Raw genomic sequence first — 26505 nt, 5'->3', positions numbered from 1 at the left:
AACCAGCCCCGCCCGCAAGCCAGGGCCGGTCCCGCGACCGCCGACCCACCCGGCAACCATCCGCCCGGCCCGACAACCGCCCACCCGGCCCGGCCACCCACCGGCAGCCGGTACCCTGCAGCGCGGCTAGACCAGCTCGGCGAGCTTGCCCAGCACCCCGTCGTAGATCCGGCGCAGCCCACCCGGCGCGAAGGTCTTCTCGAAGAAGCCGCCGATGCCGCCGGCGCCCTCCCAGCTGGTCTCGATCCGCACGACGCTGCGCTCCCCCGCAGGCCGCACCGTCCAGGTGGTGACCATGCTGGAGTTGGCGTCCGTCTCGACGAGGGTGCCCGCCTCCGGCTCGGACACACTCGCCGCGACGTCCCGCACCCGCTTGGAGGTGGCCTGCAGCTTCCACTTCGCCTTCGTGCCGGCGCCGGTCCCGCCCTCGACCACCTCGTAGTCGCGGTAGTGCTCGGTCAGGATCTTCGGCCGGGTCTCGGCGTAGTCCGCGACCAGCGCCCGCACCTTCTCGGCCGGTGCGTCGATCGTTCGTTCCGCGCTGGCGGTGACCTTCGCCATAACCCCTCCTGATCTGCTCGGACCCTGTCCCCGCGACTCTAGCGATCAGATCAGGCCCTGCTGAGACAGCCAGTCCTTCGCCACGTCCGCCACCTGGTCGCCGTCCTCGTCGACCTGCTTGTTCAGCTCGCGCAGCTGCTCGGTGGTCAGCTTGGCGCTCACCGCGTTGACCGCCGCCGCGAAGTCGGCGCCGCGCTCGTCCAGCACCTTCTTGTTCACCGCGGGCACGATGTTCTCGGTGGCCACGATCTTCTGGTCGTCCTCGAGCGCGGTGAAGTCCGGGTTGCCCACCAGCGGGTTCACCGAGTCGAGCGGGATCACCGTGACCGCGCCGGAACGCAGCTGCTCGACCCGCGGACCGGACTCCTGGATGCTCGAGAACGTGACGTTCAGCTTGTAGACGTCACGGAACCCGACGAAGCAGTTGGCCCGGGTGCCGCACTCCGGCGGCCCGGCCAGGATCACCTTGTCGAGCTTCTTCAGGTCGCTGATCGTCTTCAGGCCGTGCTGCTGCGCGAGGTCGGACTTCACCACGTAGGTGTTCTTGTTCTCCGCCGGCGCGTAGTCCAGCAGGCCGACCCCGGACGGCGCGAACAGCTCGGCGAGCTTCGCGTGCTCCGACGCGGCGTCGTTCGGCGCCTGCTCGTTGAACCCGGAGCTGATGGCCGCGCCCTGGTACTCCGGGATGAACTGCAGCTCACCGGACTTCAGCGACGGGTACACCAGCTCCCGCGAGCCGATGTTGAACTTCCGCTGGACCGGGTAGCCCTTCGCCTCCAGCGCCTGCGAGTACACCTCCGCCAGGATCTGGCTGTCCGTGAAGTTGAACGACGCCACCACGATCGGCGCGCCACCCTTGGCCGGCGCCGCCGAACCGCCGTCGTCCCCGCCACCGCAGGCCGTCAGCCCGAGGACCGCCACCGCGAGCACCCCTGCCACCCGCAGGCTCCGTGTCCACCGCATACCTGTTCACCCTCCCGAATGTTCGTCGCCCGCGACCCTATCCGCACCCACCGACAAAATTCACATCGTGAGATCGCCGGCCGGAAAGTGTCGGTCACCGCCTCTATGCTCGCCCGGTGAGCGAGTACCTGCTGGCCGCCTCCGACCGGCCGCTGTTCGAGTGGCGCTGGGTCGAGCGCAACGCGGACGAGATCGCACAGCGCCTGGGCGAACACCTGGCGCTGACCGCGGCCGCGCTCGCGATCGGGCTGGTCGTGTCGGTCGCGCTGGCGGTGCTGTCGCTGCGGTGGCGCTGGTTCTACGCGATCGCGCTGGGCGCCGCCGGTGCGCTGTACGTGATCCCGAGCCTGGGCGCGTTCGCGCTGCTGGTGCCGTTCTTCGGCCTGTCGTTCACCACGGCCGTGATCCCGCTGGCCACGTACACGCTGCTGATCCTGCTGCGCAACATCGTCACCGGCATCCAGCAGGTGCCCGCGGAGGTGCGGGAGGCCGCGATCGGCATGGGCTTCACGCGGCTGCGGCTGCTGCTGCGCGTGGAGTTCCCGCTGGCGCTGCCGGTGGTCATCGCCGGGCTGCGGGTCGCGGCGGTGACGACGATCGGGCTGGTCACGGTCACCGCGATGCTCGGCATGGGCGGGCTGGGCTACTTCATCCGGCAGGGCATCCAGACGACCACGCCGAACCCGACGGCGATCATCGTCGGCGTCGGGTTGTCGATCGTGCTGGCGGTGCTCGTGGACGCGCTGCTGTGGCTGAGCGAGCGGGCGCTGGCCCCGTGGGCGCGGAAGGCGGGGCGGGCGTGAACGCGTTCGAGCAGGCGCTGGACTGGCTCGGTCAGCCGAACCGGTGGAGCTGGACCGACCCGGCCGGCCTCCCGTACCGGACGCTGGAGCACCTCGGTTTTTCGGCGTTGTCGCTGGTCATCGCGGCCGCGCTGGCGGTGCCGCCGGCGCTGGTGCTGGCGCACTACCGCCGGGGCGCGTTCCTGGCGAGCAGCGCGGTGAACATCGGCCGGGCCATCCCGAGCTTCGGGTTGATCATCCTGTTCTGGTACCTGGCGAGCCGGTGGGAGGTGGACACGTCGTTCTGGCCGCTGCTGCTCGCCCTGGTGGCGCTGGCCCTGCCGCCGCTGTTCACCAACACCTACGCCGGCGTGGTGTCGCTCGAACCGGAGGCGGTGGACGCCGCCCGCGGCATCGGGCACACCGAGGGCCAGATCATGCTGCGGATCGAGCTGCCGCTGGCGTTGCCGGTGGTGCTGGCCGGGGCGCGGGTGGCGTTCCTGCAGCTGGTGGCGACGGTCGCGATCGGCGCGATCGTCAACGACGGCGGCGGGCTGGGCCGGTTCATCGTGGACGGGTTCGCGCAGGGCGCGGGCGGCTACGGCGAGATCCTGGCCGGCGGGCTGGCGGTCATCGTGCTGGCCCTGGTGTGCGAGGGCGTGTTCGCCCTGCTGGAGCGGTTCGCCGTGCCGCGGGGGCTGACGTCGTCGCGCCGGGAGACGCTGTCTACGCGACCGGCTTAGCCAGGCCGTCGATCACCTCGGCGCCGGGCAGTGACGCGAGGAGGTCGCCGGTGACCAGGAGTTTCCCGCCGCGGATGCCGCTGCCGATGACGAGTTCCGGCGAGTCGGCGACGGCCTTGTCGATGAGGATGGGCCAGTCCGCGGGCAGCCCGACCGGCGTGATGCCGCCGTAGGCCATGCCGGTGAGCGCGACGGCCTCGTCCATCGGGGCGAAGGAGGCTTTGCGCACGTCCAGGCGGCGCTTGATGACGCCGTTGACGTCGGCGCGGGTGGTGGCGAGCACCAGCGCGGCGGCGAAGCGAACCTCGCCGGCCCGCTTCCCGGCGACGACGACGCAGTTGGCGGACGCGTCGAGGGGCGAGCCGTAGGCCTCGCAGAACGCGGCGGTGTCGGCGAGTTCGGGGTCGATCTCGACGGCGCCGACGCTGTCGGGGTCGAGGGCGGCCAGCGCCTTCGCGACGGGCTCGGCCAGCAGGTCGGTGCGTTCGGTGGCCGGGTGGACGGTCAACGTCCCGGCGATGGTCCAGGTCCTCACGCCGTCAGGATAAGCAGTGGGCCGGGGTCACCAGTTCTTGCCGCCGCGCTGGACCTCGATCAGTCGCGGCCGGACGTCGACCAGGTAGACCAGAACGGCCACGATGCCGGCCAGCCAGAATAGAGTGCCGGCCCCGCCGAAGCTGAAGAGCCCCATGGCGACCGTGCCGGCGCCGGTGATGGCGAGCCAGATGGGCTTCGTCTTGCGGTCCGCGGCCTGGTAGGCGTCCGAGCGCTGGAGAAGGGCGTGCACGAACGCGCCGAGGCCCACCAGCGCACCCACCCAGCTGATGACCTGCATGATCCAGTACGCGATGAACGGCACGTCCCTAGCCTACGTCCCTTCGCCCCCGCCGTCGGAATCCCTCGTGTCCAGAATGCCACGACCACCCCGACCCGTCACCGGCGCCCGCTCACCTCGCGAGACACCGCGCCGCACCCCACTCACCCCCGAACGCATGGAGCGGCCCGGTCCCTGGGGACCAGGCCGCTCCTGCCGGACGGGCACGCACCGGCCGGCTGACTGTCCATTCGACAATCCACAGCCGGGTTCACCGGACACGCGGCTCACTCCGCACTCCCGACCCGGCAATCACCGGCAGGGCTGGCCGCGTCCGCGGAGCACCTTGTTCACTCAGCTGTTTGCCCCAGCCACGCCCACTGAACGGCCACCGGCACGCCCAGACTCCCGGGCGCGTTGCTCGCTCAACCCCGCGACCCAACCACGCCACTCAGCAGCCACCGGCACGGCCGCGTCCGCGAGGCGCCCTGCTCGCTCTACCCCGCGCCCAGCCACGCCACTCAACAATCACCGGCACGGCCAGGCTCGCAGAGCATCTTGCTCACTCGCCCCGCGACCCAGCCACACCACGGAGCAGTCGTCACAGCCGGGCTCGCGGGGCCTTGCTCACTCAGCCCCTCGAAGCCCACTCAGCAATAACCGGCACGGCCGGGCTCGCAGGGCACCTTGCTCACTCAACCCCGCGCCCCAGCCGCGCCCCTCAGCAGTTCCCAGCGCAGCCGCCGGGTGCCTGTCCTACTTGGTCGTCTTCGGCGTGGTCGCGTTCGCCGGGCGCTTGGCCGGCGTCGTGCTCCGGCGGGTGGCCGGGGCCTTCGTCGTGGCGGTCTTGGGGGCCGGCTTGGCCTGCTCCTCCTGGACCTCGTCCTCGATCTTGTCCGCGACCTCGTCCGCGGCCTCGGCGACCTTCTCGCCACCGGCGCGGGTCCGCTTCGCGACCAGGCCGAGCACGTCCTCGACCTTCTCGCGCGCCTCGGTGCTCACCTCGCCGACACGCTCCTGCGCGGTCGACAGCGCCTCCTCGACCTGCTCGAGCACGCCCTTCACGCGCGGCTCGGCGAGGAACTTGTCCCACGCCTGCTCACCGGTCTCGGCCAGCTTGTTGTACAGCTTCAGCGCGGCCTCGGTGTACTCGTCGATGACCTTGCGCAGCTCGTTCGGGTCGAGCTTCTCGCGCAGGGTGGTCACCTCGGTCGGCAGCTCTTCGATGTTCTTGCGCGCGACCTCGCTGCCCTCGACGACCCGCTCGCGGGCCTTCCCCACGGCCTCGACGACGGCCTGGCCGGCCAGGTTGCCGGCGCCCAGGGCGGCCAGCAGCGGCGTGCGGAGCTGTTCGATGGCGGTCTTGGTGCTGGGCATTGTGCTCACTCCTTGGCGATGACGGTGGTTTGTCCTCGATCGCCGCCCGCCGCCGCGTTCTCCCGGCGGAACGACTCGTACACGTCGAGCAGGACCTGCTTCTGCCGCTCGGTCAGCTCGGTGTCCGCGCGGATCGCGTCGGTCACCGGGCCACCGGTGGGCAGGTCGAGGATTCCGGCCTGCACGTAGAGCGCTTCCGCGGAGATCCGCAGTCCCTTGGCGATCTGCTGCAGGATCTCCGCGCTGGGCTTGCGCACCCCGCGCTCGATCTGGCTCAGGTACGGATTGGACACTCCGGCGAGCTTTGCCAGCTGCCGCAAGGAGATCTTCGCGTTGTTGCGTTGCTGGCGGATGTACTCGCCGATCCCGGAGGCGATGTCGGCGACCTTCTCCACCGGTCCGCCCGCCGAGTTCTCGTGGCCGTTGTCCTCCGACATGTCAGTCCATCTCCTCGCGACGATTCCAACAGTACGCCGGGGTGCTAGCTATTGCAAGCACCCTGCTTGCAACCATCGGGTGTTACTTGAGTCACCCATTACGGTGGGGGTGTGCACAGCACGGCACGCCGCCGGCACCAGTTGGCCGAGTCGTTGCGCCGGGACGGGATGATCACCGATCCGGCCTGGCTCGACGCGTTCCGGCGGGTGCCGCGGCATGCGTTCGTGCCCCGGTACTTCCTGTCCCGGCCGGGTGGCTGGCGGGCCGTCGACCGCACCGACGAGGACTGGCTCGACCACGTCTACGCCGACCAGGTGCTGGTCACCCAGCTCGACGGCGATCCGCAGGCGTGGGAACGCGCCCGGCGGGAGGGCGTGGTGCGCGGCAGCCCGACCTGTTCGTCGAGCATGCCGGGGATCATGGCCGTGATGCTCGAGGAGCTGTCGGTGCGCGCCGGGCACCGGGTCCTGGAGATCGGCACCGGCACCGGTTACAACGCCGCCCTGCTGTCCGAACGACTCGGCTCGTCGCTGGTGTCCACAGTGGATGTCGACGAGGAGTTGGTGCGGCTCGCCGCGGAGCGGTTGTCGCTGTGCGGGTACCACCCGGCGGTCGCGGTCCAGGACGGGGTGGAGGGGTTTCCGGCGCAGGCGCCCTTCGACCGCGTGCTGTGCACGTGTGCGGTGTCGGAGGTGCCGGTCGCATGGCTGGATCAGACGGCACCCGGCGGGATCGTGGTGACGACTCTGAACCGCCCGATCGGCGCCGGCCTGGTGCGGCTGATCGTGATGCCGGGCCCGGTCGCGCGCGGCCGGATCCTGGGCCGCGACGGGCGGTTCATGCCGTTGCGGGCGCACCGCCTCGCCGATCCGGTGTCGCTGCCGGAGATCTCCGGCCCGGTGCGTCCCACGGAGCTCAGCACCGACCTGGTCCTGCACCCGTCGAGCCGGTTCGAGTTCTTCGCGGGGCTGGCGCTGCCGAAGGTGGTGCCGGTCGTCCGCGGCGATGACACGTTCCTCCTGCACGACGACGGATCATGGGCCCGCGTGGCGACGCACGCCGGCCGGACGATGGTGGCACAGGGCGGCCCGCGACGGCTGTGGGACCTGGCGGAGGGGGCCCACCGGCTGTGGAAGTCGCTCGGCAAGCCCGGCCGTGAGCGGTTCGGGCTGACGGTGACGCCCCAGCAGCAGGAAATCTGGCTCGACGATCCGGATGGCGACCACCGGTGGCCGCTGACCTGACGCGGGGGTGCGGCTCGCCGCGACGCCGCCGGTGAACCGACGGCAACGACGCAACGTGGTGGCGGCGCCCCCTACCTGCCTCGGATACCAGCAGCAGGACGGCCAACCGCCGCACGATCCCCGCGCCGCGGGAGGGGAGGCCGGACGGCCACGCAGCCCCTTCCGCTCCTGCGATTGGCAGCCAGACCACCGCACGCGATTCGCGATCCTCCCGGAAAGCCTGGCGCGCGGCCCCCGACCATCCCACGGCAGGCCCACGCGTCGACGGTGGAGCAGCCCGCGCAGCTGGGTCAAGGCAGGTGGCTTTCGACCCACTCCGCCGCGTGCTCGACGCTCTCTTCGAAAGTTGCGCTCGTCGTGTCGAAGAGGGTGACCGGTGGGTCGAGGGTGTCGGCGTTCTTCTGCAGCCACTCGTTGAACTCGAGCATCTCGGCGATGCGCGGCTCGTCCCAGCCGCGCCAGGCCGGGCGGGCCCGGAGGCGCCTGGCGAGCACTTCACCGTCGGCGACGAGCGCGAGGTAGTGGCTCTCGCTGAACAGGGCACGCTCGGGCAGGGCCTCGAACTCCGGGGGCACGACGGTGCCGCACAGCACGACCGGGCGGCCGTTTTGGTGAACCATCGCGGCCATCCGCAGCCAGGTGCCGCGGAACGTCGGGTGCCCGTTCACGTCGTCGCGCAGGCCCGCCACCCACAGCACGTCCTGCTCCAGCACGGTGACCCGCCCGCCGAGCCGCTCGACCAGGGCCGGACCGACGGTCGACTTACCCGCCCCGCTCGGCCCGGTCAACGCGAACAGCGGCAACCGGCGGAAGGGCCAGCGGTGACCGCACTGGTGGCACAACCGCGTGTTGCCCTCCACGGCCGGGACCTCAGCCAGGTCCCCGCATCGAGGGCAGATGCGGGGATCCAGCATCGCTTCCGGCACCGCGTCAGTCGAAGAGCTGCTCGAGGAAGCCCCGCTTGCGGTGCCCTCGGTGGCCGCCGTACGGCCGCGGCGAATCGGAGTAGTGGCCGCCCCCCTGGTACGGCCGGGGCGAGTCGGAGTACCCGTGCCCACCTCGGTAGGGACGCGGCGAGTCGCCGTGGCCGTGACCGCCGTACGGCCGCGGCGAATCCCGGTAAGCCGCGGTGTGCCCGGCTCCTGGGTACGGCGGAGCTGCGGCGGGCCCGCCGTAGTAAGCGCTCTCCGCGCCCACGATCTGCTCCAGCTCGCCGCGGTCCAGGAAGATGCCCCGGCAGCCTTCACACTGCTCGATGTGGATGCCGTTCTTGTTGACGGTGCGCATCACGTTTTGACACTTCGGACAAATCACGTATGCCACCCTACGCATGATCCGGCCTGCCGGGAGTGGTGTCCGCCGGTTTCCTGCCCAGAACGTGTCACTCGGCCCGTAGCGCCTCCACTCTGGTGACCCCCCGGAGCGCGGGCAACGCCGCGCCGGTCACCGCGAACACCAGGGCCACGGCCACCACCGCGGCGATGCCGATGAAGCCCGCGTCCACGTGCAGCACCATGTGTGGGCTCAGCAGCCGCACGATGAGGGCGCCCGTGCCGATCGCCACCCCCACGGCGACCGCGACGCCGACCACCAGCGGGATCGCGTTCTGCCAGAGCAGCGAACGTCCCAGGACCGGCAGCGGCACACCGGAGGCGTGCATCGCCGCGAAGGCCCTCCGGCGTTCGCTGAGCTGCCCCGCCAGCAGCACCAGCAGGCTGATCGCCGCGATGACGAGTCCCAGCAGGCCGCCGGTGTAGAGCAGGCTGTTGACCGCCGACAGGAAGTCGTCGCTCCCACCGCCGAGGTACTCGTCCTCGCTGTGGACGGCCACCTGCCACCCGAACGGCCCCAGCGCGGCCCGGGCTCGATCCAACGCGCCGTGATCGCCGGGGGTCACCAGGAGTTCGATCATCCGTCCGCCGTCCGGCAGTTGCTGTGCCCTGGCGACTTCCGGCGTGACCGCCACCCCAGCGCCGTTGGCGAGAACGGCGTTCCCAGGGGCCACCGAAGCCGCGTTCGCCGGGACCACGAACCGCACCCCGTCCACCGTCGCTGGCGCGCCCGCCTGAACATCCGAGCCGGCCACCACGTAGGCGTCGCCGTCCGCGCACCCGGACACGCCGAAGAGGTGCGTCAGCACGGGGCACGGGGCGACCAGCAACTCGACCGGCCTCCCGCTCTCGAGGCTCGCCGACAGCCTCTGGACGCGATACGCACCGGTCACCCCTGGCGTCCCGTCGACCAGGCGCACCGCCTCCGCCTCGGCGGACTCGGTGACGTTGAGGTACGCGATGCCCGTGGCGATCTGTGCACGGTTCGCGTGCGCGGCGGTAGAGCCGATCATCGTCTGCAGTGTGATCACCCCGGCGAGCACGACCACCACGCCCGCCACGACCCGGTTCGGCGTGCCGCTGTCCAGCTGCAGTCGACGAACGGCCAGCTGCCACGCCGGGCTTCCGCCCCGGATCCGCCGGACCACGAACTCCGTGAACCACGGCATGACCGCGGGGACGCCGATCAGCAGGAAGGTCGACCCGGCGAGCAGGAACGGCAGGGTGCTGCCCGGGCTGGCCGACACCCCCAGGAGCTTGTCCGGCAGCAACAGCACGACACCGAGCGCGAGCAGGACCAGCCGCCACCACAGCCGCCTCCGCTCCGACTTCGCGTTGCGCAGCACCGCGAGCGGTTCGACGACGAGCCGCCGTAGCCCCAACCACGCCGGCCCGATCGCGAGCACCGGAACGAGCAGGGCCGCCGCCACCCCCAGTGGCCAGCCCGGGACGAAGTCGGAGTGGAAGACGGTGATCCCGTCGAACTCCAGCTCCATCGCCACTGGGCGCACGGCGAGGTAGAGAGCGAGGCCCAGCCCTCCCCCAGCCAGGGCACCGGCCAGTGACTCGCCGGCCGCGATGCGGTGCACCTGCCCACGACGCGCCCCCGCGAGGCGGAGGGTGGACAGCCGCCGCTCCCGCTCCGCACCACCGATCCGGCTCGCTGCGCTCAGCAACACGAGCATCGGGATGAGCAGCACGACGACGCCGACGACCAGCAGGAAGATCAACTGTGGTGAAGCGCTGTCCGTCGCCGCGCCCGCGCCGAAACCGCTGACCGCGAACCCCCAGCTCGCGGCACGGATACCGGTGGCTCCCACATAGGCGAACAGTTCGTCCGGACCGTCGAGCCCGTCCGGTGCGATGGTGCCGACCACCCGCTCGGGAAACCTCTCCCGCAGCAGCGGGTCCGCGATCCGCTCGGCCAGCGCCGGTGACACCACCATTTCCCCTGGCTGTGGGATCACGGCCAGCCCGGGTGGGACCGGCGCATCCGGACCGGCGGCCTCCAGCCAGGTGGCCGTCAACGTCCGATCACCGTCCGGTGTGGTCTGCGAGGACACGTACAACGACGCGGGCCCGCCCACGGTCACCGGTTCCCGTCCGTCGATGCGGTCGCTCCGCTCGCTGAGCGCGTGGGTCGCGCTCGCGAGCAGCAGGAGCATCGCCACCGACAATCCGATGCCGACCGTCGTCAGCACCATCCGGGGCAGATTGGCCCGGAAGGTCCGGCCACCCCCGACGGCCAGCCGGAAGCCCAGCGCGAAGTCGTTGAGCAGGCTCACGGGACCGCCACCCGCTGCGGCGTCCGGCCGTCGCGGACGATGACCTCTCGGTCCGAGTGAGCCGCCACCCGGAGGTCGTGCGTGACCAGCACGACCGCGGCGCCCGACTCCTTCGCCGTGGCCACGAGCAGACGCATGACGTGCTCGCCGTTGAGCGAGTCGAGCGCACCGGTCGGCTCGTCGGCGAAGACGACCTTCGGCGTGGTGATGAGGGCTCGCGCGATCGCCACCCGCTGCCCCTGACCGCCCGACACCTCGCCGGGCCGCTTGGCGGCGAGGTCGCCGAGTTCGAACCGGTCGAGCGCCTGCCGGGCCGACGCCTCGGCGGGTTTGCGCCTCATCCCGCCCAGGCGCAGCGGTAGCGCGACGTTCTCCAGGCACGACAGTTCCGGAACCAGCTGACCGAACTGGAAGACGAATCCGAACTCGCTGCGGCGCAACGAAGACCGGTCCGCGTCGGACATGCTCGCGAGGTCACGCTCCCGGTAGACGACCGAGCCTTCGTCCGGCGGGACGATCCCGGCGAGGCAGTGGAGCAACGTGGACTTGCCGGACCCGGACGGCCCCATGACGGCGACGACTTCGCCCGCTTCGATCTCGAAGTCGGCGCCCCGCAACGCTTCCGTGGGCCCGAAGGATTTGCGCAGGCCGGTGGCCCTGAGCAGAGTCATGCCCCCACCTGCTTGGCGAGTTCGTCGAGGCGGGCGGCGGTCAGTTCGAGCCAGCGCAGGTCCGCTTCCAGGTGGAACAGGGCGTGGTCGCAGATGAGCGTGTCCGCCAGATCGCCCTCGGCCTTGCGCCGGGTCAGCTCGCGCATCACCTTCAGGTGCGCCGCGCGCTGGGTGTCGAGCACCGTCGCGGCGTCCCGGCCGGACAGCAGTGCGAGAACGACCTTGGTGTACAGCGTGTTCTGCAGGTACACCTCCGGCTTTTCCGGGGTCGCGAGCCACCGCTCGACGTCGGTGATCCCGGCATCGGTGATCGCGTAGCTCTTGCGTTCCGGCCCGCCACCCGGTTCGACTCCGCTCTCGGTGACCAGCCCGTTGCGGAGCAGGCGCGCCAGGGTGGCGTACACCTGCCCGTAGTGGAGCGGCCGGTCGTGCCCGAAGCGCTCGTCGTAGGCGCGTTTGAGCTCGTAGCCGTGTCGAGGACCCGCCTCGAGCAGACCGAGAAGTGTTTGTCCGATCGCCATGGACACGACTATACACACGATGTATAGTCGTTGTCTATACACCCCGTGTATAGCAACAGCCGCCGGGGTGAACAGAGGTGGTTCGGGTGGCCGAGCCGGCAGATCGGCCACCCGGCCGCCATCACGCCCCAGTTACTCGCTCCAGGAGGTCAACAGGCACAAAGACAGAACGGATGACCGGCCGGATCGGCGTAGACGCGGAAGCGTTTCGCGTCGTCGAGCAGTTCCGCGCCGAGCGACACCGCGTGCTCGTGCGCCGCTTCGAGATCTGTGACGTCCAGATCGAGATGCAGTTGCTGCGGGACGTCCTGCCCCGGCCACTTCGGCGCCCGGTACGACTCCACCCGCTGGAAGGAGATCCGAACCCCGCTCGGGTCCTCCAGAACCACCCAGCTGCCGTCGTCGTCCACCTTCGGCTCGGGCAGGTCGAGCAGGCGCGCGTAGAACCCGGCCAGCGCCACGGGATCCGGACAGTCGAGAACGATCGCACCCAGCTTCGTCACCGCACTCATGACGGATCCTCCCAGAGATGTCGGATAACCAGTGAAAGGAGTATGAGAGTTACGCGATACGTCCGCAACCACCGTTCGGCTTACACTGGTCACGTGAGCTCGGCGGACGTGTCCCTCGTGGTGGATTTCCTCAATACCCTCGACGTGGAGGACGACACTGATGTGCTCACGAACGCGGCCGGCTGGCGCGGATGGAGCCACGAACGCGGACTGGAAGCAGGTCCGGTGTCCGCGGCGCGGTCCGCCCGCGCGGCCCTGCGCGCCGCGGTAGGTGACCCCCTGAGGCCGTCGCCGCTGACGGTTCCGGTCACGGTCCAACTGGCTCCCGACGGCCCGGCTCTGGTCGCGCGCGACGCCGTCGGGGCGGTGATGGCCGCTGCCGCCCGCCTGGCCGTGCTCGGTCAGTGGTCACGCGTGAAGATCTGCCCGGCGGACGACTGTCGCTGGGCGTTCTACGACGAGTCCCGCAACCGGTCGCGCACCTGGTGCTCGATGCGGGTGTGCGGCAACCGGGAGAAGGCGCGCAGCTGGCGGCAACGTCAGGCCTGAATTGCTCGGTCGAGTTGCCCACAGCGCACCTGTGGACAACTCATCCACCTGTGGACAACCGGGGCAGGGCTGGGCAGAACTCCGCGCCAGTCGCGGATGGTCTGGCACCGGGCGGTTCAGAACAGGGACCGACTGATCGCAACGGGGGCGGGCTGCTCGCGACAACTGACGGGGCGCACCCATGGGCACAACAGCGGGCTGACAGAACAGGCTGCTTGACACAACGGCGGGCTGGTTGCAACACCGGCGGGGCCGCGTGGCAGCAGGCCGGCGAAACGGCCGGCTGGGCGCCGCACTGGCCGGGCGCCACACCGACTGTGACGCAAACGTCGGCTCGACGCAACCCCGGCGGGCACAACGCCAGCGGGGCGCAACGCCGGTGGGGCAGCGCAATCCTGGCCGGGCGCCACACCGACCGGGCTCAACGTCGGCTCAGCGCAACGCCGACCAGCGCCATGCGGACCAGCGCCACGTCAACCCGCGCAACCGCGGCTGGGTGCCACACCGCCCGAAGGCAACCCCGGCTCGACGCAACCCAGCTGGGCGCAACGCCGACCGGAGGTAACGCCGCTCTGCGCAACTCCGACTCGGCGTAACCGCGGCGAGCCGCAACCCCGGCTCGGCGCAGCCCCGGCCGGCCGCGAGCCCATCGCGTCGCTACCTAGCCCCGGCTGGCCCCTACCCCGGCGACTACAACGCCGGCCGGCCACAAGCCCGGCACGCCGCCCCGCACGCCGCTACCCGCCTGGGCACAACCCTGGCCGGCGCAGCAACCCGGCTGGGCGCGACCGTGGATGGGCGGAACACCAGGCTGGGTGGGAACAGCAGGCCGGGCGGAACACCAGGCCGAGCGGGACACCAGGCCGAGCGGGACAGCAGGCCGGGCGGAACACCAGGCCGGGCGGAACACCAGGCCGGGCGGAACACCAGGCCGGGCGGAACACCAGGCCGGGCGGGACAGCAGGCGGGGGACCACCAGGCTGCTGGTCAGAACAGCAGCTGCGCCACGGTGTAGATCACCAGGCCGGCGAGCGCGCCGACGACGGTGCCGTTGATCCGGATGAACTGGAGGTCCCGGCCGACCTGTAGCTCGACCTTGCGCGAGGTTTCCTCGGCGTCCCAGCGCTCGACGGTGTCGGTGATGATCGTGGTGATCTCGGTCGAGTAGTTGCGCACGACGTAGGCAGCGGCGCCCTGGACCCATCCGTCCACCTTGCCGCCGAGGCCCTCGTCGGACACCAGGCGCTCGCCCAGGGTCCGCAGGCCCTCGCGGACGCGCCGGCGCAGCTCGCTGGACGGGTCCTCCGCCGCGGTGAGCAGCATGCCCTTCGCGGTGCTCCACGCCGAACCGATCAGCTTCTGCACGTCGGGGTGGTCGAGGATCTGCTGCTTGACCTGCTCGGCGCGGGCCATGGTCTCCGGGTCGTTCTGCAGGTCCTGCGCGAACTCGCCGAGGAACTTGTCCAGGGCCAGGCGCATCGGGTGGTTCACGTCGGTCTTCACCGCCCACGCGAACGAGAGGACCTCGCCGTAGACCTTGTCGGCCAGCATGGCGTCGACGAACTTGGGCGACCAGCTCGGCGCGCGGTCGGAGACCACGCGGAGCACGGTCGCGTGGTTGTCGCGCACCCACTCGTACGCGCGGTCGCACATCAGGTCCACGAGCTTGTAGTGCGCGCCGTCGGCGAAGACCTGCTGCAGCAGCTTGCCCAGCGGCGGGCCCCACGGCTGCTCGACGACCCGCCGCACGACCGCCTGCTCCATGACGGCCTGCACGTCCTCGTCCTTGAGCACGGTCACCACGCCGCGCACGACGGTGGCGAGCTCGGAGGTGACCCGCTCGGCGTTCTCCGGCTTGGCCAGCCACTCCCCGAACCGCCGGGAGACCTGGACGCGCTGCAGCTTGTCGCGGACCACGTGCTCGGACAGGAAGTTCGTGCCGACGAACTCGCCGAGGCTGCTGCCGATCATGTTCTTCTTGCTGGGGATGATCGCCGTGTGCGGGATCGGCAGACCCAGCGGCCGCCGGAACAGCGCGGTCACGGCGAACCAGTCCGCCAGCGCGCCGACCATCCCGGCCTCGGCGGCGGCGCGCACGTACCCGACCCAGCCCGGCCAGCCGGCCGACTGGGCCCACGTGGCCAGCAGGAAGATCACGGTCGCGCCGAGCAGGAAGGCGAGCGCCACCAGCTTCATCCGGCGCAGCGCCCGCCGCTTGCCCTCCTGGTCCGGGACCGGGGGAAGGCTGACGTCAGCGGGGGTCAGTTGCTCCACGACCCCATTGTCCGTGAGGATCGGCCATTATGCGCGAACCAGCTCTCGTCCCCCGGCTGCGGCCGTTCACGTCGACCATCTTCGCGGAGATGACCGCACTCGCGGTGCGAACCGGAGCGGTCAACCTCGGCCAGGGCTTCCCGGACACCGACGGACCGTCCGGAATGCTCGACGCCGCGAAGAACGCGCTCTTCGGCGGCGCGAACCAGTACCCGCCGGGCCCCGGCCGGCCGGAGCTGCGCGCGGCGATCGCGCGGCACCGGACGCGCTACGGGTTGGCCTACGACCCGGACAGCGAGATCCTCGTCACCGCGGGAGCCACGGAGGCCATTTCCGCCGCGCTGCTCGCGCTGACCGAGCCCGGCGACGAGGTCGTGGTGATCGAGCCGTACTACGACTCGTACGCGGCCGCGGTCGCGATGGCGGGCGCGACCCGGCGGGTGGTGTCGCTGGTCGAGGGCGCCGACGGGCGGTTCGCGCTCGACCTCGCCGCGCTGCGGGCCGCGGTCACCCCGGCGACCCGGGCGATCCTGGTGAACTCGCCGCACAACCCCACCGGAACCGTTTTCACGCGCGAGGAACTCTCGGCGATCGCGGAGTTGTGCTGCGAGCGGGACCTCATCGCGGTGACCGACGAGGTGTACGAGCACCTGGTCTTCGACGACGCCGAGCACGTGCCGCTGGCCGCGTTCCCCGGGATGCGCGATCGGACGGTGTCGATCTCCAGCGCGGGCAAGACGTTCAACTGCACGGGCTGGAAGATCGGCTGGGTGTGCAGCAGCCCCGAGCTCGTGGCGGCGGTGCGGGCGGCGAAGCAGTTCATGACGTTCGTGTCGGGCGGGCCGTTGCAACCGGCGGTCGCGCACGCGCTCGACCACGAGCTGCCGTGGGTGGAGTCGTTGCGGACGTCACTGGCGGCCAAGCGCGACCGGCTGTCGGCGGGACTGGCGGCGGCGGGCTTCGCGGTGCGGCCGAGCCTCGGGACGTACTTCGTGTGCGCCGACGTGCGGCCGCTGGGCTTCACGGACGCCGCCGAGCTGGCCTGGCAGCTGCCGGAGCGGGTCGGGGTGGCGGCCGTGCCTGTCAGCGTGTTCACCGACCACCCGGCGGAGTGGCGCCACGTGCTGCGGTTCGCGTTCTGCAAGCGGGACAAGGTGCTGGACGAGGCGATCGAGCGGCTGCACAAGCTGGCTTGACCCCGGACCTGACCAGCGAGCGGCGACGGGCGGCGGGGGAGGCGCACCCTCGGGGGTGGTCGTGTGGACACGGCCGAGGGTGCGCTTCTCTCCCGGCTCGACGAGCACCATCGAGCCGCGCCCAGGTGGGCCATGAGGCGCGACGGCCCGCGGGGCGAAGAGCGCGGCTTCGACAGCGCCACGGCGGCCTCGGCGGGTGGTGGGCGACGGCTCGGTGAAGCCCACCGGAACACGCTCAGGACGCCCCCGCCGCGCGCCCGGCCACTGCGCCAAAGCGCGCGCTTCGACAGCGACGCAAGAGCCGGGGTGGGTGGTGCGCGAAACCGCTCCGGCGAACTCCACCGGCAACGCCCACACAGCCCCACCACCAACCCCGGCCACCGCGCCAAGCGCGCACACAGCGACGCAAGAGCCGCGGTGGGTGGTGCCCGCGCGGTGGCCGCGACGAGCACCACCCGACCACGTCCACGTGACCCAAACCCCATCACGGGTGGTCGTAGCCGCGTGCCTCCAGGTATCGGCGTAGGCGGTCCAGCGCTCGGCGCCTCAGCGGACCCACGCTGCCCACCGCGACGCCCAGCTCGGCCGCGATTTCGGCGTGCGTCGCGGGTGGGTCTTGCAGCAGGAGCTCCACCAGGCGCCTCTGCGGGCCGGGCAGCGCGGCCACCCCCTGGCGCAACACCGCGTCCCGTTCGGCGGTCAGTACCTGGCGCTCCGGGGCGAGGCCCTCGTCCGCCCGGTCGCACTCCGCGGGCACCTCCTGACGCCGCGACTCCAGCACCCGCAACGCCTGCCGCCGGGCGGTCGTCGCCAGCCAGCCGGGGAGGCGGGCCGGGTCGCGCAGCTCCCGCAGCTGCGCCAGGGACACCCACGTGTTCTGGCAGACGTCGGACACATCGGCCTCCCCCAGGCGGTGCGCCCGCGCCACCCGCAGGACCACCACCGACAGGCCCCGCACCAACGCGGACCACGCGCCCTGGTCACCACGCCACGCGCGCGCCAGCAAGTCGATCAGTTCGATTTCGGTCATGGAACCCCTCGTGATCACCGGTCCCGACTCAGATGGCACCGCCACGCGGACAGCTCCCGAAAACCGCTGGTAGGCGAGAAGTTGAGTAAAACTACGCACACGCACCGTGATCAACTAACGAACAGCCACACGGAAGGCGGAACCAGGGTTCCGCCGTACGGGGCTGGATCGATCGCTTTCGAGGTGAAACACTCGCCACCGGCAGGAGAAATCAGGCCGGGATCAGCACACCCGATGACCAGGCCGGAACAAACTTCCCGTAGTCGTTCGTGGACGGTGGTGGTGGCGATGCGCGACGCGATCCGCGTGCGCCACTCCGCGCGGCCACTTCCGGTCGAACTCAAACTGCTGCTCGCGGGCGGATTCGTGCTCGCCGGCTGGCTGCTCACCACGGTCCTCGGTGCACCGCCGGCCGCGGCCGACGAGGCGCCGTCCGAACCGGACACCGTCGCGGCCCAGCAGCAGCCGAACCTGCTCGGCGCGGTGACCGGACTCGTCGGCGAGGTCACCGGCACGGTCGGCACGACACTTTCGGCCGTCACCGAAACGGCTGAAACAACACTGACGACCGTCACCGAAACGGCGGATCAGGCCACGCACCCGATCGTCGAAATCGTCGGCCAGACCGTTCAGACCGTCGCTCCGGACGCACCGTCCGAACCGGTCGAGCCGGAACCGGTGGCGAAAACCGAGGCCGAACCGGTGATCACCCAGCCGGCGGCGGCCGCCCCGAAATCCGCGCCGCCGGCTCCCGCGGAACCAACTCCCGCGGAACCGATGCACGCCGTCGCCCACCACGCCCCGGCCGTCAAGCACGCCGACGCGCCGGCGCCACCTCGGCACCTGGACCTCCCGGTCCCGGTGCGGGCGGACAACGGCCCGCCGTCCCCGGCACCCACCGACCCGGGCGACCCCGGCGTCGTCATCACCGTCTCCCACGACTCGGGCAACGGCGGCCGCGACCTGATGGCCGTTCTCGGCCCGCGCACCGCCGCCGAGCCGGTTCAGCCGATCGTGGGAGCGCTGACCAGCGGTTTTGTGGGTATGGGCACGGAAGCGGGCCTGCCGCCCACCTCGCCCGACTGACGCGAGACACGTTCACACAGGCGACCCGCGTCCACAACAAGATCAACTAGCGCGCCCGTTCCGAAGCGCCGTTCGACGGCCACTTCAGACTTCCCGACCGGCCAACCGCGCCTGGCCGGTCGGGTGCTGGTCCCGGCGTCGCGATGCCCCCGCGACGCCGGGGCCCCAACCGGGCACGTGTCCGGAGCTTCCGCTCACCGCGCCGAGCGGAAGCCGGATGCGTGCCTAGCCGCGATGACCCGCCGGCACGTCGAGGGGCGGTGCCGGCGGGTCACCGTGGAGCCCGGCCCGGAGCGATCCGGGCCGGGTGCCCCGCAGCCGGTGCGCTGGACGTCGTCAGCCGTACTTTCCCTGGGACGGCAGGCAGACGACCAGCGCACCGGCTGTTTCAGGCCACCGGCAGATCGTCGGCCGGGGCGCCGCGCACCGAAGCGGCGGCCAGCGCCAGCCGCGTGACGGCCTCGGTCAGGCGCTCCGCCGGCTGGGCGTACGGCAGCCGCAGCCAGTGTTCGAGCCCGCCCTGGGCGCTGAACCGGGACGCGGGCGCCACCTGGACCCCGTGGTTGGCCGCGGCGACCGCCAGGCGCGTGCTCATCGGCTCCGGGAGGCGGCACCACAGCGACAACCCGCCGGCCGGCACGCGGAACCGCCAGTCCGGCAGGTCCCGCCGCACGGCCTCGGCCAGCGCCTCCCGCTGGGCACGCAGGTCGGCACGGCGCAACGTCAGCACGGAGTCGCCCGCGTCCAGCAGTTCCGCCACCACCAGCTGCTCGAACACCGGCGACCCGAGGTCCGACGCGAACCGGGACGAGGACAGCCGCGTCACCAGGTCCTCCGACGCCCGGATCCAGCCGATCCGCAGCCCGCCCCAGTGCGATTTGGACGCCGTCCCCACGGTGATCGCCCAGTCGCCGGCGAACGTGGCCAGCGGCGGCGGACCGTCGAGCGGATCGCCGTCCAGGTCCAGCTCGGCGAACGTCTCGTCGACCACCGCATGCGTTTGCGTGCGCGCCAGCAGCGCCCCCAGCCCCTCCCGGCCGGCCGCGTCGAGCCGGGCGCCCGTCGGGTTGTGGAAGTCGACGATGAGGTGCGCCATCCGGGGCGCGGTCTGGCGCACCGCGGCCTCCAGCCCGGCCAGGTCCCACCCGTGCTCGCCCAGCGCGACCGGCACCGGCGTGGTGTGCGCGGCGCGGATCGCCTCCAGGGCGTTCGGGTACGTCGGCTGTTCCACCAGGACCCGGTCGCCGGGGTGGGTCAGCATCCGCAGCACGAGGACGAACGCGTGGTGCGCCCCGTTGGTGATCATGATCTGCGCCGGTGACGTGGGCAGGCCGCGCGCGGTGTACCGGTCGGCGATGCGCTCGCGCAGCAGCGGGAGGCCGCGGCCGGTGTAGCCGTGCCCGCCGAGTTCGTCGACCAGCAGCAGCCGCGCCCGGTCGACCGCCGCCATCACGCCCGGGACGGCCGGCGTCGCCGCGCGGACCAGGTCGATCGCCTGCGGGCTGTCGGGCGGCGCGGGGTCGAGCACCCGCCCGCGGGGCGCGGTGATCCACGACCCCGCGCCCCGCCTGCTGGCGACCAGCCCCGCCTCGCGCAGGCGGTCCAGAGCGGCCGCGACGAGCGTGCGGCTGACGTCCAGTGCCTCGGCGAGTTCCCGTTCCGCCGGCAACCGGGTGCCGACGGGCAGCTGGCCGTCGAGGACTCCCAGCTCGATCGCCGCCGCCAGGTCCGCCGCGCCCTGGCGTGAGCCGTTGCGCCGCCAAGCCCCGAGGACGAGAGCCAATCTACGAGCCGAGATGCGGCCGATAGGGTCCATGAAATCCAATTATTGCAGATTGGCTCTGGTTATCCAGTCCACTGGCCCGCAAAGTGGACGCCGTGACTGCAATCGATCTACGGCCGGTGCGCGTCTCGGTCAGCCCCGCGCGCCGGCTCACCCAGCTGATGGCCGGCCTCGCCCTCTACGGCACGAGCATGGCGATGATGACGCGCGCCGGGCTCGGCCTGTCCCCGTGGGACGTCCTGCACGAGGGCCTCGCGCAGCGCACCGGCCTCACCTTCGGCACCGTCGTCGCGCTCACGTCGGTCGGCGTGCTCGCCCTGTGGATCCCGCTCCGCCAGCGCCCCGGGCTGGGCACGGTGGCGAACGTGCTGGTCGTCGCGGTGGCCGTGGACCTGGTGCGCGCCGTCCTGCCCGACCAGCACGCGCTCGGCTGGCGCATCGCGCTGCTGGTCAGCGGCGTCGTGCTCAACGCCGTGGCGACCGCGGTGTACGTGGGTGCCCGGCTCGGCCCCGGCCCGCGCGACGGCTTGATGACCGGGGTGGCCGCCCGCAACCTGTGGTCCGTCCGGGCGGTGCGCACCTGCATCGAACTCACCGTGCTGGCGGCCGGCTGGTTCTTCGGCGGCACGGTCGGCGCCGGAACCGTGCTCTACGCGCTCGCCATCGGGCCGCTCACCCAGGCCCTGCTCCGCCACGTCACCTGGCGCGAGTCACGCTAACGCCTGCCGGACCCGCCGCGCGTCCACGTCGAACCGGGCGAGCACGTCGGCGGCGGGTCCGCGCAGCGCGGTGAGGGCGAGCAGGATGTGCTCGGACCCGAGTTCCTTGCCGCCCAAGGAAATCACCTCCTTCAGGCACACCTGCAGCACCTTCTTCGACTCGTCGGCGAACGGGATGTGCCGCCGTTTCCGCCCGCCGGTGCGGCCGGCGAGCGCGTGCGGGCCGTGCGCCTGCTCGACGCGGTCGAGGATCGCGTCCACGTCGATGCCGAACTCGCCGAGCGCCTCGGCGTCGGCCTCGGTGATACCGCCCCGGCGCCGCACCCGCGCGGTTTCGGCGGCGACGTCGTCGAGCGCCACGCCGAACCGGGTCAGCAGCCGGCCGGCCCCGCTGTCCGGGAAGCGCAGCAGCGCGACCAGCAGGTGCAGCGGATCGATCCGCGGCGAATCCAGGCGGATCGCGTCCTGCTGCGCCTCGACGACCACCTCGCGGGCGTCCGCGGTGAACTTCTCGAACATCACTGCCTCCCGTACTTCTTGTGCACGGCCTGCCTGCTCACGCCCAGCTCCGCCGCGATGTCCTGCCACGACCAGCCCTGCGCCCGCGCGCTGCGCACCTGGACGGCCTCGAGCTGTTCGAGCAGCCGCCGCAGCGCGGCCACGGCACGCAGGCCGACCCGCGGATCGCGGTCGCCGGCGCGGGCGGCCAGGTCGGTTGCCTTCGTCATGATGTCAACCTACGTTGACATCCGGATGTCGTCAACCCAAGTTGACAGCTAGGGTCGGGCGGGTGATCCACGTCGCCGAGCGGCCCGGCGTCGGCCTCGACGGCCGGCCCCGCCCCACGGAGGACCGCGTGGTCGTGCTCGGCCACGCCGTCGCGGTGCTCGACGGCGCCACCTCGGCCGATCCGGACCAGCCCTCCGGTGGCTGGTACTCCGAGCACCTGGCGGCCGAACTCGCCCACGAACTGACCGGCGACGGCGACCTGCGCGCGGCTCTGCGCAGAGCGATCACCGGTGTCACGCGGAAACACGACCTGCGCCCCGGATCGGCTCCGTCGAGCACGGTCGCGATGCTGCGCTGGGACACCGAGCGCGTGGACGCCCTGGTGCTGGCCGACAGTCCGATCGTCGCCTTTGGACGGTCCGTCGACGTGCTCGCCGACGAGCGGCTGGACACGCTCCGGAGGACCGGACGGTTGCGGACGCAGGAAGCCGTGCGAGCGCTGCGCAACCAGCCCGGCGGGTTCTGGGTCGCCGAAGCCGATCCCACGGCCGCCGCCCACGCACTGACCCGCAGCTGGCCGCGCGCCGAACTGGACGCCGTCCTGCTCGCCAGCGACGGCGTGTCCTGCGGCGTCGACGACTACGGCCTGTTCACCTGGCCCGAAGCCTTGCACCTGGCGCGCACCCACGGCGTGGACGCGGTGCTCGACGGCGTCCGCGCGGCCGAGGACGACGATCCGGACGGGGCGCGGTGGCCGCGGGCCAAGCGCCACGACGACCAGGCGCTGGTGCTCGTCGAGTTCGGGCGGCCCTAGGGGAAAGATCGGGGACTTCTCCGGATCTTCCGCGGCCCGCGCGGCGGAAAGCTGTTCACATGGGGATTTCCGGAGCTTCACCGGGCGAAAGAGCCCGGCCCTGGCTGCTCGTTGCGAACGTGGCGATCGGCTGGGGACTGTTCACCGCCGTCATCCTGCACGTGGTCAGCGGTCGCAACCCGGTGTGGGACACGCTGTCCAGCTACGCGCTCGCGGAGGGTGGGGTCGGCCTGCTCGGCGCGAGCATGATCGCGATCGCCGTCGGGTCGGTCGCGTTGCTGACCGCCGTCAAGGCCGCCGGCCACCGGCTCAGCCGGACCACCCAGGTGCTGTTCTGGGCCTGGTCGACCGGGCTCGTCGCGGCCGCGTTGTTCCCCGCCAGCTACCCGGAGCGGTTCGACCCGGTCAGCGGGCAGATCCACGAATACGCCTGCGCCATCGCGTTCCTGAGCCTGGCCGCACTCGGCTGGACCCTGCCCGCCCGGCTGCGGACCCACCCGGCGATCACCCGGCTCACGCTGCTGACGCTCGGCGGCGTGCTCCTGTTCGGCGTGAGCTACCTGGTGCCCGGCGTGCTGCCCGTCGGCCTGGCCCAGCGGCTCGCGCTCGCCGCGGACATCGGCCTGCTGATCACGATCGCCCGCGCGGTCGCGATTCCGGCGCCGTTTCCCGCGAAACCGCGGGAGCGTGTATCCAGCTGACCCCCGGCGCCCTCTGTGTCAGCAAGGGCCGGGATGACCCGGCCGACACCGGGGGCTTTCTGGGGGGAAAGACTTCATGACCGACGTCATCACGCAACCAGCAACGACCGTCACCGGGCCGGACTTCGGCCTCACCAAGTTCGCCGACCCGCTGCGGGTGCCGCCGCTGATCCGGCCGCACTCGTGGTGGCACCAGGACGAAATCACCATCGACATGGTCCGCGCGCGCGTCCGGCTGCACAGCCAGCTGCCGGAAACCGAGGTGTGGGCCTACGAGGGCCAGTTCCCCGGCCCGACCATCGAAGTGCGCAGCGGCAAGCAACTGCGCGTCAACTGGAGCAACGGCATCGACGGCACCATCCCGGTGGTCGCCGTCCAGCAGCACGCCGAACTCACCGACATTACCGCGCCGGTGCGCACGCCCGGCTGGCGCAACCCGGACGGCTCACCGCTGCCCGGCGCCGAGATCATCGACGGGGTGTCCGCGCTGCCCGCGTGGACCGCGGTGCACCTGCACGGCGCGCGCACCGGCGGTGGCAACGACGGCTGGGCGCACAACGGCGTGCTGCGCCAGGCCGCCCAGCTCGCCGAGTACCCGAACGGGCAGCCCTCGGCGACGCTCTGGTACCACGACCACGCGATGGCGGTGACCCGGTTCAACGTCTTCGCCGGGCTCACCGGGATGTACCTGATCCGCGACGCCGAGGAGGACGCGCTCGGCCTGCCCGCCGGGGACCGGGAGATCCCGCTGATCATCACCGACCGCAACCTCGACACCGACCCCGCCACCGGCGCGCTGACCGGGCAGCTGCTGTTCAAGATCCCGTTCATCACGCCGGCCGGACCGGACGGGCCTAAGGTGCCGATCCCGTTCACCGGGCCGTTCACGCTGGTCAACGGCGTCATCTGGCCGCACCTCGAAGTCGACGCGCGCTGGTACCGCTTCCGCGTGCTGAACGCGTCGAACTCGCGGTTCTACCGGCTCAACCTCATCGACGAGACCGGCACCGTCAACAACGACGGGGTGCGGATCATCGGCACCGACGGCGGTCTGCTGCCCGCGCCGGCCGCGTTCCCGGCGGACGGCCTGGTGCTGGCGCCCGCCGAGCGCGCGGACGTGCTGATCGACTTCAGCCGGTACCAGGGGCAGAACCTGACGTTGCGGGACACGCTGGCGGACCGCACCGAGCCGGACGTCATGCAGTTCCGGGTCGAGAACCGGGAGCGGCACGACTCGTTCACGCTGCCGGAGGTGATCTCACCGTCGTACGTGCGGCTGCACCACGGGACGACGGTGCCGGAGGACCACGACCACGTCTTCGTCGCGCTCGTCCCGCCCGGCACGGCGGGCGAGGCGCACCCGCAGATGTGGGAGCTGCAGGAGGTCACCGATCCGGCGGAGATGCCCGCGCGGTTCCCGGCCGAGGGGTTCATCCAGCTGACCGACCCGGCCGACGGCGCGGTGCGGACGTTCCGGATGGTCGCGAGCCTGTTCGACGACACCACCACGTTCTTCATCGACCACGACCGGTGGGCGATCTGGAACTTCGTCAACCTGGGCGGGCCAACCCACCCGATGCACATCCACCTGGCCGAGTTCCAGGTCCTGACGCGCCGCGCCTACCCGCTGGACGCGGCGGGGAACGTGATCGGGTTCGACACCGTCGCCGGCGGGACGCCCGCGCCGCTGCCGGTGCCGGGCGAGGGCAGGCCGCTGGAGAAGTACGAAGAGGGCTGGAAGGACACCTTCCAGGTGCAGGCCGGCGAGTGGGTCAGCGTGGCCGGGCACCACACCGGGGCGACCGGTGAGTTCATGTACCACTGCCACATCCTCGACCACGAGGACGAAGGCATGATGCGGCCGTTCGTCGTGCACCCGCCCGAGGTGGCGCGGTTCCACGTCCACCCCGGGGCTTCTCATGGGGGCGGTCACTGAGGTGACCGGGCCGGCGGCGTCCCTGGGTGCGGGGCGCCGCCGGTTGCCGCGTCAGTACGCGGTGCGGCCGCCGTCGACGACGATCGTCGTGCCGGTGACGTAGCGGGCCTGCGCCGAGATCACCCAGGCGACGAGATCGGCGACGTCCGCCGGTTCCCCGGCGAAGCCCAGGGGCGTCTCCTTCACCGGCCCGACAGCGGCGGTGTAGTCCGGGCTGCGGCTGGTCCCGGTGGCGATGTCCCCGGGCGCGATGCCGACGACCCGGACCCCGTGCGGGGCGAGGTCGCAGGCGAGCGCGCGGGTCAGTCCGCCGAGCCCGGCCTTGCTCGCCACGTACGCCGGCACGTCGCGCTGGGCCTGGAATTCGGCGATCGAGCTGATGTTGACGATCACGCCCTGGTTCAGGACGAGCTGGGTGAACGCTTCGCGGGCCAGGCGCAGCGGCGCCTTGAGGTTGGTGTCGATGACCCGGTCGATCAGCTCGTCGGCGGCGCTTTCCACCGGGCCGAAGGCCGCGGAGCCGCTGATGCCGGCGTTGTTCACGAGGACGTCGAGCCGCCCGAAGTGCCGCACGCACTCGGCCACCGCGTCGCGGCAACCGGTTCCGGTGGCGAGGTCGTGCGCGCCGACCTGGATCAGCTCGTGGAACGGGTGCTCGGCGAACAGTTTCCGGCCGACGCTGGCGTCCTCTTCGGTCCGCTGGACCACGTAGACGGTCATCTTCTCGGTGGCCAGCCGGGAGGTGATCTCGGCGCCGATGCCCGTGGCGCCGCCGGTCACCAGGGCGGTCCGTTGCGCACCCATCCCCGCCACCGCCTCTCTGAAACGTGCGTTTCAAACTACAAGGCGGGGTGGACGAGCGTCAACGGCCGCGGGTGCGGGCGTAGTGCGCGCGGGCCTTCGCCCGATTGCCGCACCTCGACATGGAGCACCACTGGCGGTTGCGCTTCGGCGAGGTGTCCGCGAACCGCAGCCCACAGTCGTCGTACGCGCAGATCCGGACGTCGGCGTCACTGGTCGCCAGGTCGATCGCGTCGACGGCGAGGGAACCGAGAGCGCCTTCCACGGGATCGCGGGCGTCCAGCCGCCGGCGCGGGACACCGTCCCCGTCGATGCGCAACTGGGGCACCGGAGCCTGGCGCGCGTGCCGGTTCAACAGCAGGACATCGGCCGGCCGCCCCGCACGCCGGGTCACCCGGTCGACGGCTTCCCGCAGCGCGATCGCCGCCTCCAGCGCCTCGGGCGAGGCGGGCTCCGGCCGCGGCAGCAGACCCGCCAGCACCAGCCACTCCACCAGCGCGGACGGCGAGGTCAGCAGCTCACGGCCGCCGCGGTGCCGGTCCCGGAGCGTGTTCACCAGGTCCACGCATGGACGGCCACCGTCGAAAACCCACTGCGTCCTCACCACGACCAGGGTACTCTAACCCCTATAACCGGTTAGAAAGG

General features: G+C 71.7%; 29 protein-coding genes. 10 read left to right on the top strand and 19 right to left on the bottom strand.

Going from position 1 to position 26505, the window contains the following annotated elements; translation table 11 throughout:
- Positions 1–126: 126 nt before the first annotated feature.
- Together D0D28_RS20150 and D0D28_RS20145 are read right to left on the bottom strand one after the other, a co-directional pair.
- Complete coding sequence (locus D0D28_RS20150) at positions 127–561, bottom strand: SRPBCC family protein (RefSeq protein ID WP_094003688.1); 435 nt, start codon at positions 559–561, stop codon at positions 127–129.
- Positions 562–606: 45 nt separating this feature from the next.
- A complete protein-coding gene (locus D0D28_RS20145; RefSeq protein ID WP_094003687.1) occupies positions 607–1524 on the bottom strand; it encodes an ABC transporter substrate-binding protein in 918 nt (305 codons plus the stop codon).
- A gap of 116 nt (positions 1525–1640) precedes the next feature.
- Here D0D28_RS20145 and D0D28_RS20140 point away from each other — a divergent pair, with 116 nt between their 5' ends.
- Both D0D28_RS20140 and D0D28_RS20135 read left to right on the top strand, forming a co-directional pair.
- Positions 1641–2327: an ABC transporter permease gene (locus tag D0D28_RS20140; protein WP_094003686.1), complete on the top strand. Its 687-nt coding sequence runs from the start codon at positions 1641–1643 to the stop codon at positions 2325–2327.
- The gene (locus tag D0D28_RS20135; protein ID WP_116111602.1) at positions 2300–3049 is read left to right on the top strand and encodes an ABC transporter permease; all 750 of its coding nucleotides are present in this window, start codon (positions 2300–2302) and stop codon (positions 3047–3049) included. The genes D0D28_RS20140 and D0D28_RS20135 overlap by 28 nt, the downstream gene beginning before the upstream one ends.
- On the opposite strand, the gene D0D28_RS20130 is transcribed toward D0D28_RS20135, so the two are convergent.
- The 4 genes from D0D28_RS20130 to D0D28_RS20115 form a co-directional block, all read right to left on the bottom strand.
- Entirely contained in the window at positions 3033–3584 is a 552-nt protein-coding gene (locus D0D28_RS20130) for a YbaK/EbsC family protein (protein WP_094003684.1), read from the bottom strand. The genes D0D28_RS20135 and D0D28_RS20130 overlap by 17 nt on opposite strands.
- A gap of 27 nt (positions 3585–3611) precedes the next feature.
- Positions 3612–3908 carry a DUF2516 family protein gene (locus tag D0D28_RS20125; protein ID WP_116111601.1) on the bottom strand — a complete coding sequence of 99 codons (297 nt, stop codon included), beginning with the start codon at positions 3906–3908 and terminating at the stop codon, positions 3612–3614.
- Between the two features lie 711 nt (positions 3909–4619).
- Positions 4620–5240, bottom strand: a complete 621-nt coding sequence (locus tag D0D28_RS20120; RefSeq protein ID WP_094003682.1) for a hypothetical protein — start codon at positions 5238–5240, stop codon at positions 4620–4622.
- Between the two features lie 5 nt (positions 5241–5245).
- Complete coding sequence (locus D0D28_RS20115) at positions 5246–5677, bottom strand: helix-turn-helix domain-containing protein (RefSeq protein WP_162830577.1); 432 nt, start codon at positions 5675–5677, stop codon at positions 5246–5248.
- 111 nt (positions 5678–5788) lie between these two features.
- On the opposite strand from D0D28_RS20115, the gene tgmC reads away from it, so the two are divergent.
- Positions 5789–6922: an ATP-grasp peptide maturase system methyltransferase gene (gene tgmC / locus D0D28_RS20110; RefSeq protein ID WP_116111600.1), complete on the top strand. Its 1134-nt coding sequence runs from the start codon at positions 5789–5791 to the stop codon at positions 6920–6922.
- 290 nt (positions 6923–7212) lie between these two features.
- Here the strand turns inward: tgmC and D0D28_RS20105 are convergent, their stop codons facing one another.
- The 6 genes from D0D28_RS20105 to D0D28_RS20080 form a co-directional block, all read right to left on the bottom strand.
- Positions 7213–7836 carry an AAA family ATPase gene (locus D0D28_RS20105; RefSeq protein ID WP_205413310.1) on the bottom strand — a complete coding sequence of 208 codons (624 nt, stop codon included), beginning with the start codon at positions 7834–7836 and terminating at the stop codon, positions 7213–7215.
- Between the two features lie 16 nt (positions 7837–7852).
- Positions 7853–8254, bottom strand: coding sequence for a zf-TFIIB domain-containing protein (locus tag D0D28_RS20100; protein ID WP_094003679.1), 402 nt, complete (start codon positions 8252–8254; stop codon positions 7853–7855).
- A 49-nt stretch (positions 8255–8303) separates the two neighbouring features.
- The gene (locus tag D0D28_RS20095; protein ID WP_116111598.1) at positions 8304–10538 is read right to left on the bottom strand and encodes an FtsX-like permease family protein; all 2235 of its coding nucleotides are present in this window, start codon (positions 10536–10538) and stop codon (positions 8304–8306) included.
- Positions 10535–11209: an ABC transporter ATP-binding protein gene (locus D0D28_RS20090; RefSeq protein ID WP_094003677.1), complete on the bottom strand. Its 675-nt coding sequence runs from the start codon at positions 11207–11209 to the stop codon at positions 10535–10537. The genes D0D28_RS20095 and D0D28_RS20090 overlap by 4 nt, the downstream gene beginning before the upstream one ends.
- Complete coding sequence (locus D0D28_RS20085; protein WP_094003676.1) at positions 11206–11730, bottom strand: PadR family transcriptional regulator; 525 nt, start codon at positions 11728–11730, stop codon at positions 11206–11208. The genes D0D28_RS20090 and D0D28_RS20085 overlap by 4 nt, the downstream gene beginning before the upstream one ends.
- A gap of 149 nt (positions 11731–11879) precedes the next feature.
- Positions 11880–12242 (bottom strand): VOC family protein, encoded by a 363-nt coding sequence (locus D0D28_RS20080; RefSeq protein ID WP_116111597.1) that lies wholly within the window; start codon positions 12240–12242, stop codon positions 11880–11882.
- Between the two features lie 93 nt (positions 12243–12335).
- Here D0D28_RS20080 and D0D28_RS20075 point away from each other — a divergent pair, with 93 nt between their 5' ends.
- A complete protein-coding gene (locus D0D28_RS20075; protein ID WP_116111596.1) occupies positions 12336–12791 on the top strand; it encodes a CGNR zinc finger domain-containing protein in 456 nt (151 codons plus the stop codon).
- A 987-nt stretch (positions 12792–13778) separates the two neighbouring features.
- Here D0D28_RS20075 and D0D28_RS20070 read toward each other — a convergent pair.
- Positions 13779–15065 carry a DUF445 domain-containing protein gene (locus D0D28_RS20070; RefSeq protein ID WP_116111595.1) on the bottom strand — a complete coding sequence of 429 codons (1287 nt, stop codon included), beginning with the start codon at positions 15063–15065 and terminating at the stop codon, positions 13779–13781.
- Positions 15066–15094: 29 nt separating this feature from the next.
- Here D0D28_RS20070 and D0D28_RS20065 point away from each other — a divergent pair, with 29 nt between their 5' ends.
- Positions 15095–16261, top strand: a complete 1167-nt coding sequence (locus tag D0D28_RS20065; protein ID WP_116111594.1) for a pyridoxal phosphate-dependent aminotransferase — start codon at positions 15095–15097, stop codon at positions 16259–16261.
- Positions 16262–16745: 484 nt separating this feature from the next.
- On the opposite strand, the gene D0D28_RS20060 is transcribed toward D0D28_RS20065, so the two are convergent.
- Positions 16746–17291 (bottom strand): RNA polymerase sigma factor, encoded by a 546-nt coding sequence (locus D0D28_RS20060; protein ID WP_094003671.1) that lies wholly within the window; start codon positions 17289–17291, stop codon positions 16746–16748.
- A gap of 288 nt (positions 17292–17579) precedes the next feature.
- On the opposite strand from D0D28_RS20060, the gene D0D28_RS20055 reads away from it, so the two are divergent.
- Positions 17580–18377, top strand: a complete 798-nt coding sequence (locus D0D28_RS20055; protein WP_240323275.1) for a hypothetical protein — start codon at positions 17580–17582, stop codon at positions 18375–18377.
- Positions 18378–18765: 388 nt separating this feature from the next.
- Here the strand turns inward: D0D28_RS20055 and D0D28_RS20050 are convergent, their stop codons facing one another.
- Complete coding sequence (locus D0D28_RS20050) at positions 18766–20193, bottom strand: PLP-dependent aminotransferase family protein (protein ID WP_094003669.1); 1428 nt, start codon at positions 20191–20193, stop codon at positions 18766–18768.
- A gap of 62 nt (positions 20194–20255) precedes the next feature.
- On the opposite strand from D0D28_RS20050, the gene D0D28_RS20045 reads away from it, so the two are divergent.
- Positions 20256–20879 (top strand): YczE/YyaS/YitT family protein, encoded by a 624-nt coding sequence (locus D0D28_RS20045; protein WP_162830578.1) that lies wholly within the window; start codon positions 20256–20258, stop codon positions 20877–20879.
- Here D0D28_RS20045 and D0D28_RS20040 read toward each other — a convergent pair.
- On the bottom strand, positions 20871–21398 hold the full coding sequence (locus tag D0D28_RS20040) for a Clp protease N-terminal domain-containing protein (protein WP_116111592.1): 528 nt from the start codon (positions 21396–21398) through the stop codon (positions 20871–20873). The two genes, D0D28_RS20045 and D0D28_RS20040, sit on opposite strands and share 9 nt — an antisense overlap.
- Positions 21398–21607: a helix-turn-helix domain-containing protein gene (locus tag D0D28_RS20035; protein ID WP_094003666.1), complete on the bottom strand. Its 210-nt coding sequence runs from the start codon at positions 21605–21607 to the stop codon at positions 21398–21400. The genes D0D28_RS20040 and D0D28_RS20035 overlap by 1 nt, the downstream gene beginning before the upstream one ends.
- Positions 21608–21669: 62 nt before the next feature.
- Between D0D28_RS20035 and D0D28_RS20030 the strand changes: the two genes are divergently transcribed.
- The 3 genes from D0D28_RS20030 (at position 21670) to D0D28_RS20020 (ending at position 25059) form a co-directional block, all read left to right on the top strand.
- Positions 21670–22422 carry a PP2C family serine/threonine-protein phosphatase gene (locus D0D28_RS20030; protein ID WP_116111591.1) on the top strand — a complete coding sequence of 251 codons (753 nt, stop codon included), beginning with the start codon at positions 21670–21672 and terminating at the stop codon, positions 22420–22422.
- Positions 22423–22541: 119 nt separating this feature from the next.
- Complete coding sequence (locus D0D28_RS20025; protein ID WP_240323274.1) at positions 22542–23123, top strand: DUF998 domain-containing protein; 582 nt, start codon at positions 22542–22544, stop codon at positions 23121–23123.
- A gap of 76 nt (positions 23124–23199) precedes the next feature.
- Positions 23200–25059: a multicopper oxidase family protein gene (locus D0D28_RS20020; protein ID WP_116111589.1), complete on the top strand. Its 1860-nt coding sequence runs from the start codon at positions 23200–23202 to the stop codon at positions 25057–25059.
- Positions 25060–25110: 51 nt separating this feature from the next.
- Here D0D28_RS20020 and D0D28_RS20015 read toward each other — a convergent pair whose 3' ends face one another.
- Positions 25111–25863 carry an SDR family NAD(P)-dependent oxidoreductase gene (locus D0D28_RS20015; protein WP_094003662.1) on the bottom strand — a complete coding sequence of 251 codons (753 nt, stop codon included), beginning with the start codon at positions 25861–25863 and terminating at the stop codon, positions 25111–25113.
- 58 nt (positions 25864–25921) lie between these two features.
- Positions 25922–26467 carry a CGNR zinc finger domain-containing protein gene (locus D0D28_RS20010; RefSeq protein ID WP_116111588.1) on the bottom strand — a complete coding sequence of 182 codons (546 nt, stop codon included), beginning with the start codon at positions 26465–26467 and terminating at the stop codon, positions 25922–25924.
- Positions 26468–26505: the final 38 nt, after the last annotated feature.

The sequence above is a fragment of the Amycolatopsis ruanii genome, from assembly GCF_003385175.1.
Taxonomy (GTDB): Bacteria; Actinomycetota; Actinomycetes; order Mycobacteriales; family Pseudonocardiaceae; genus Amycolatopsis_E; species Amycolatopsis_E thermalba.
The sequence above is the reverse complement of the archived record's forward strand: the minus strand, read 5'-3'. Positions and strand labels throughout refer to the sequence as shown.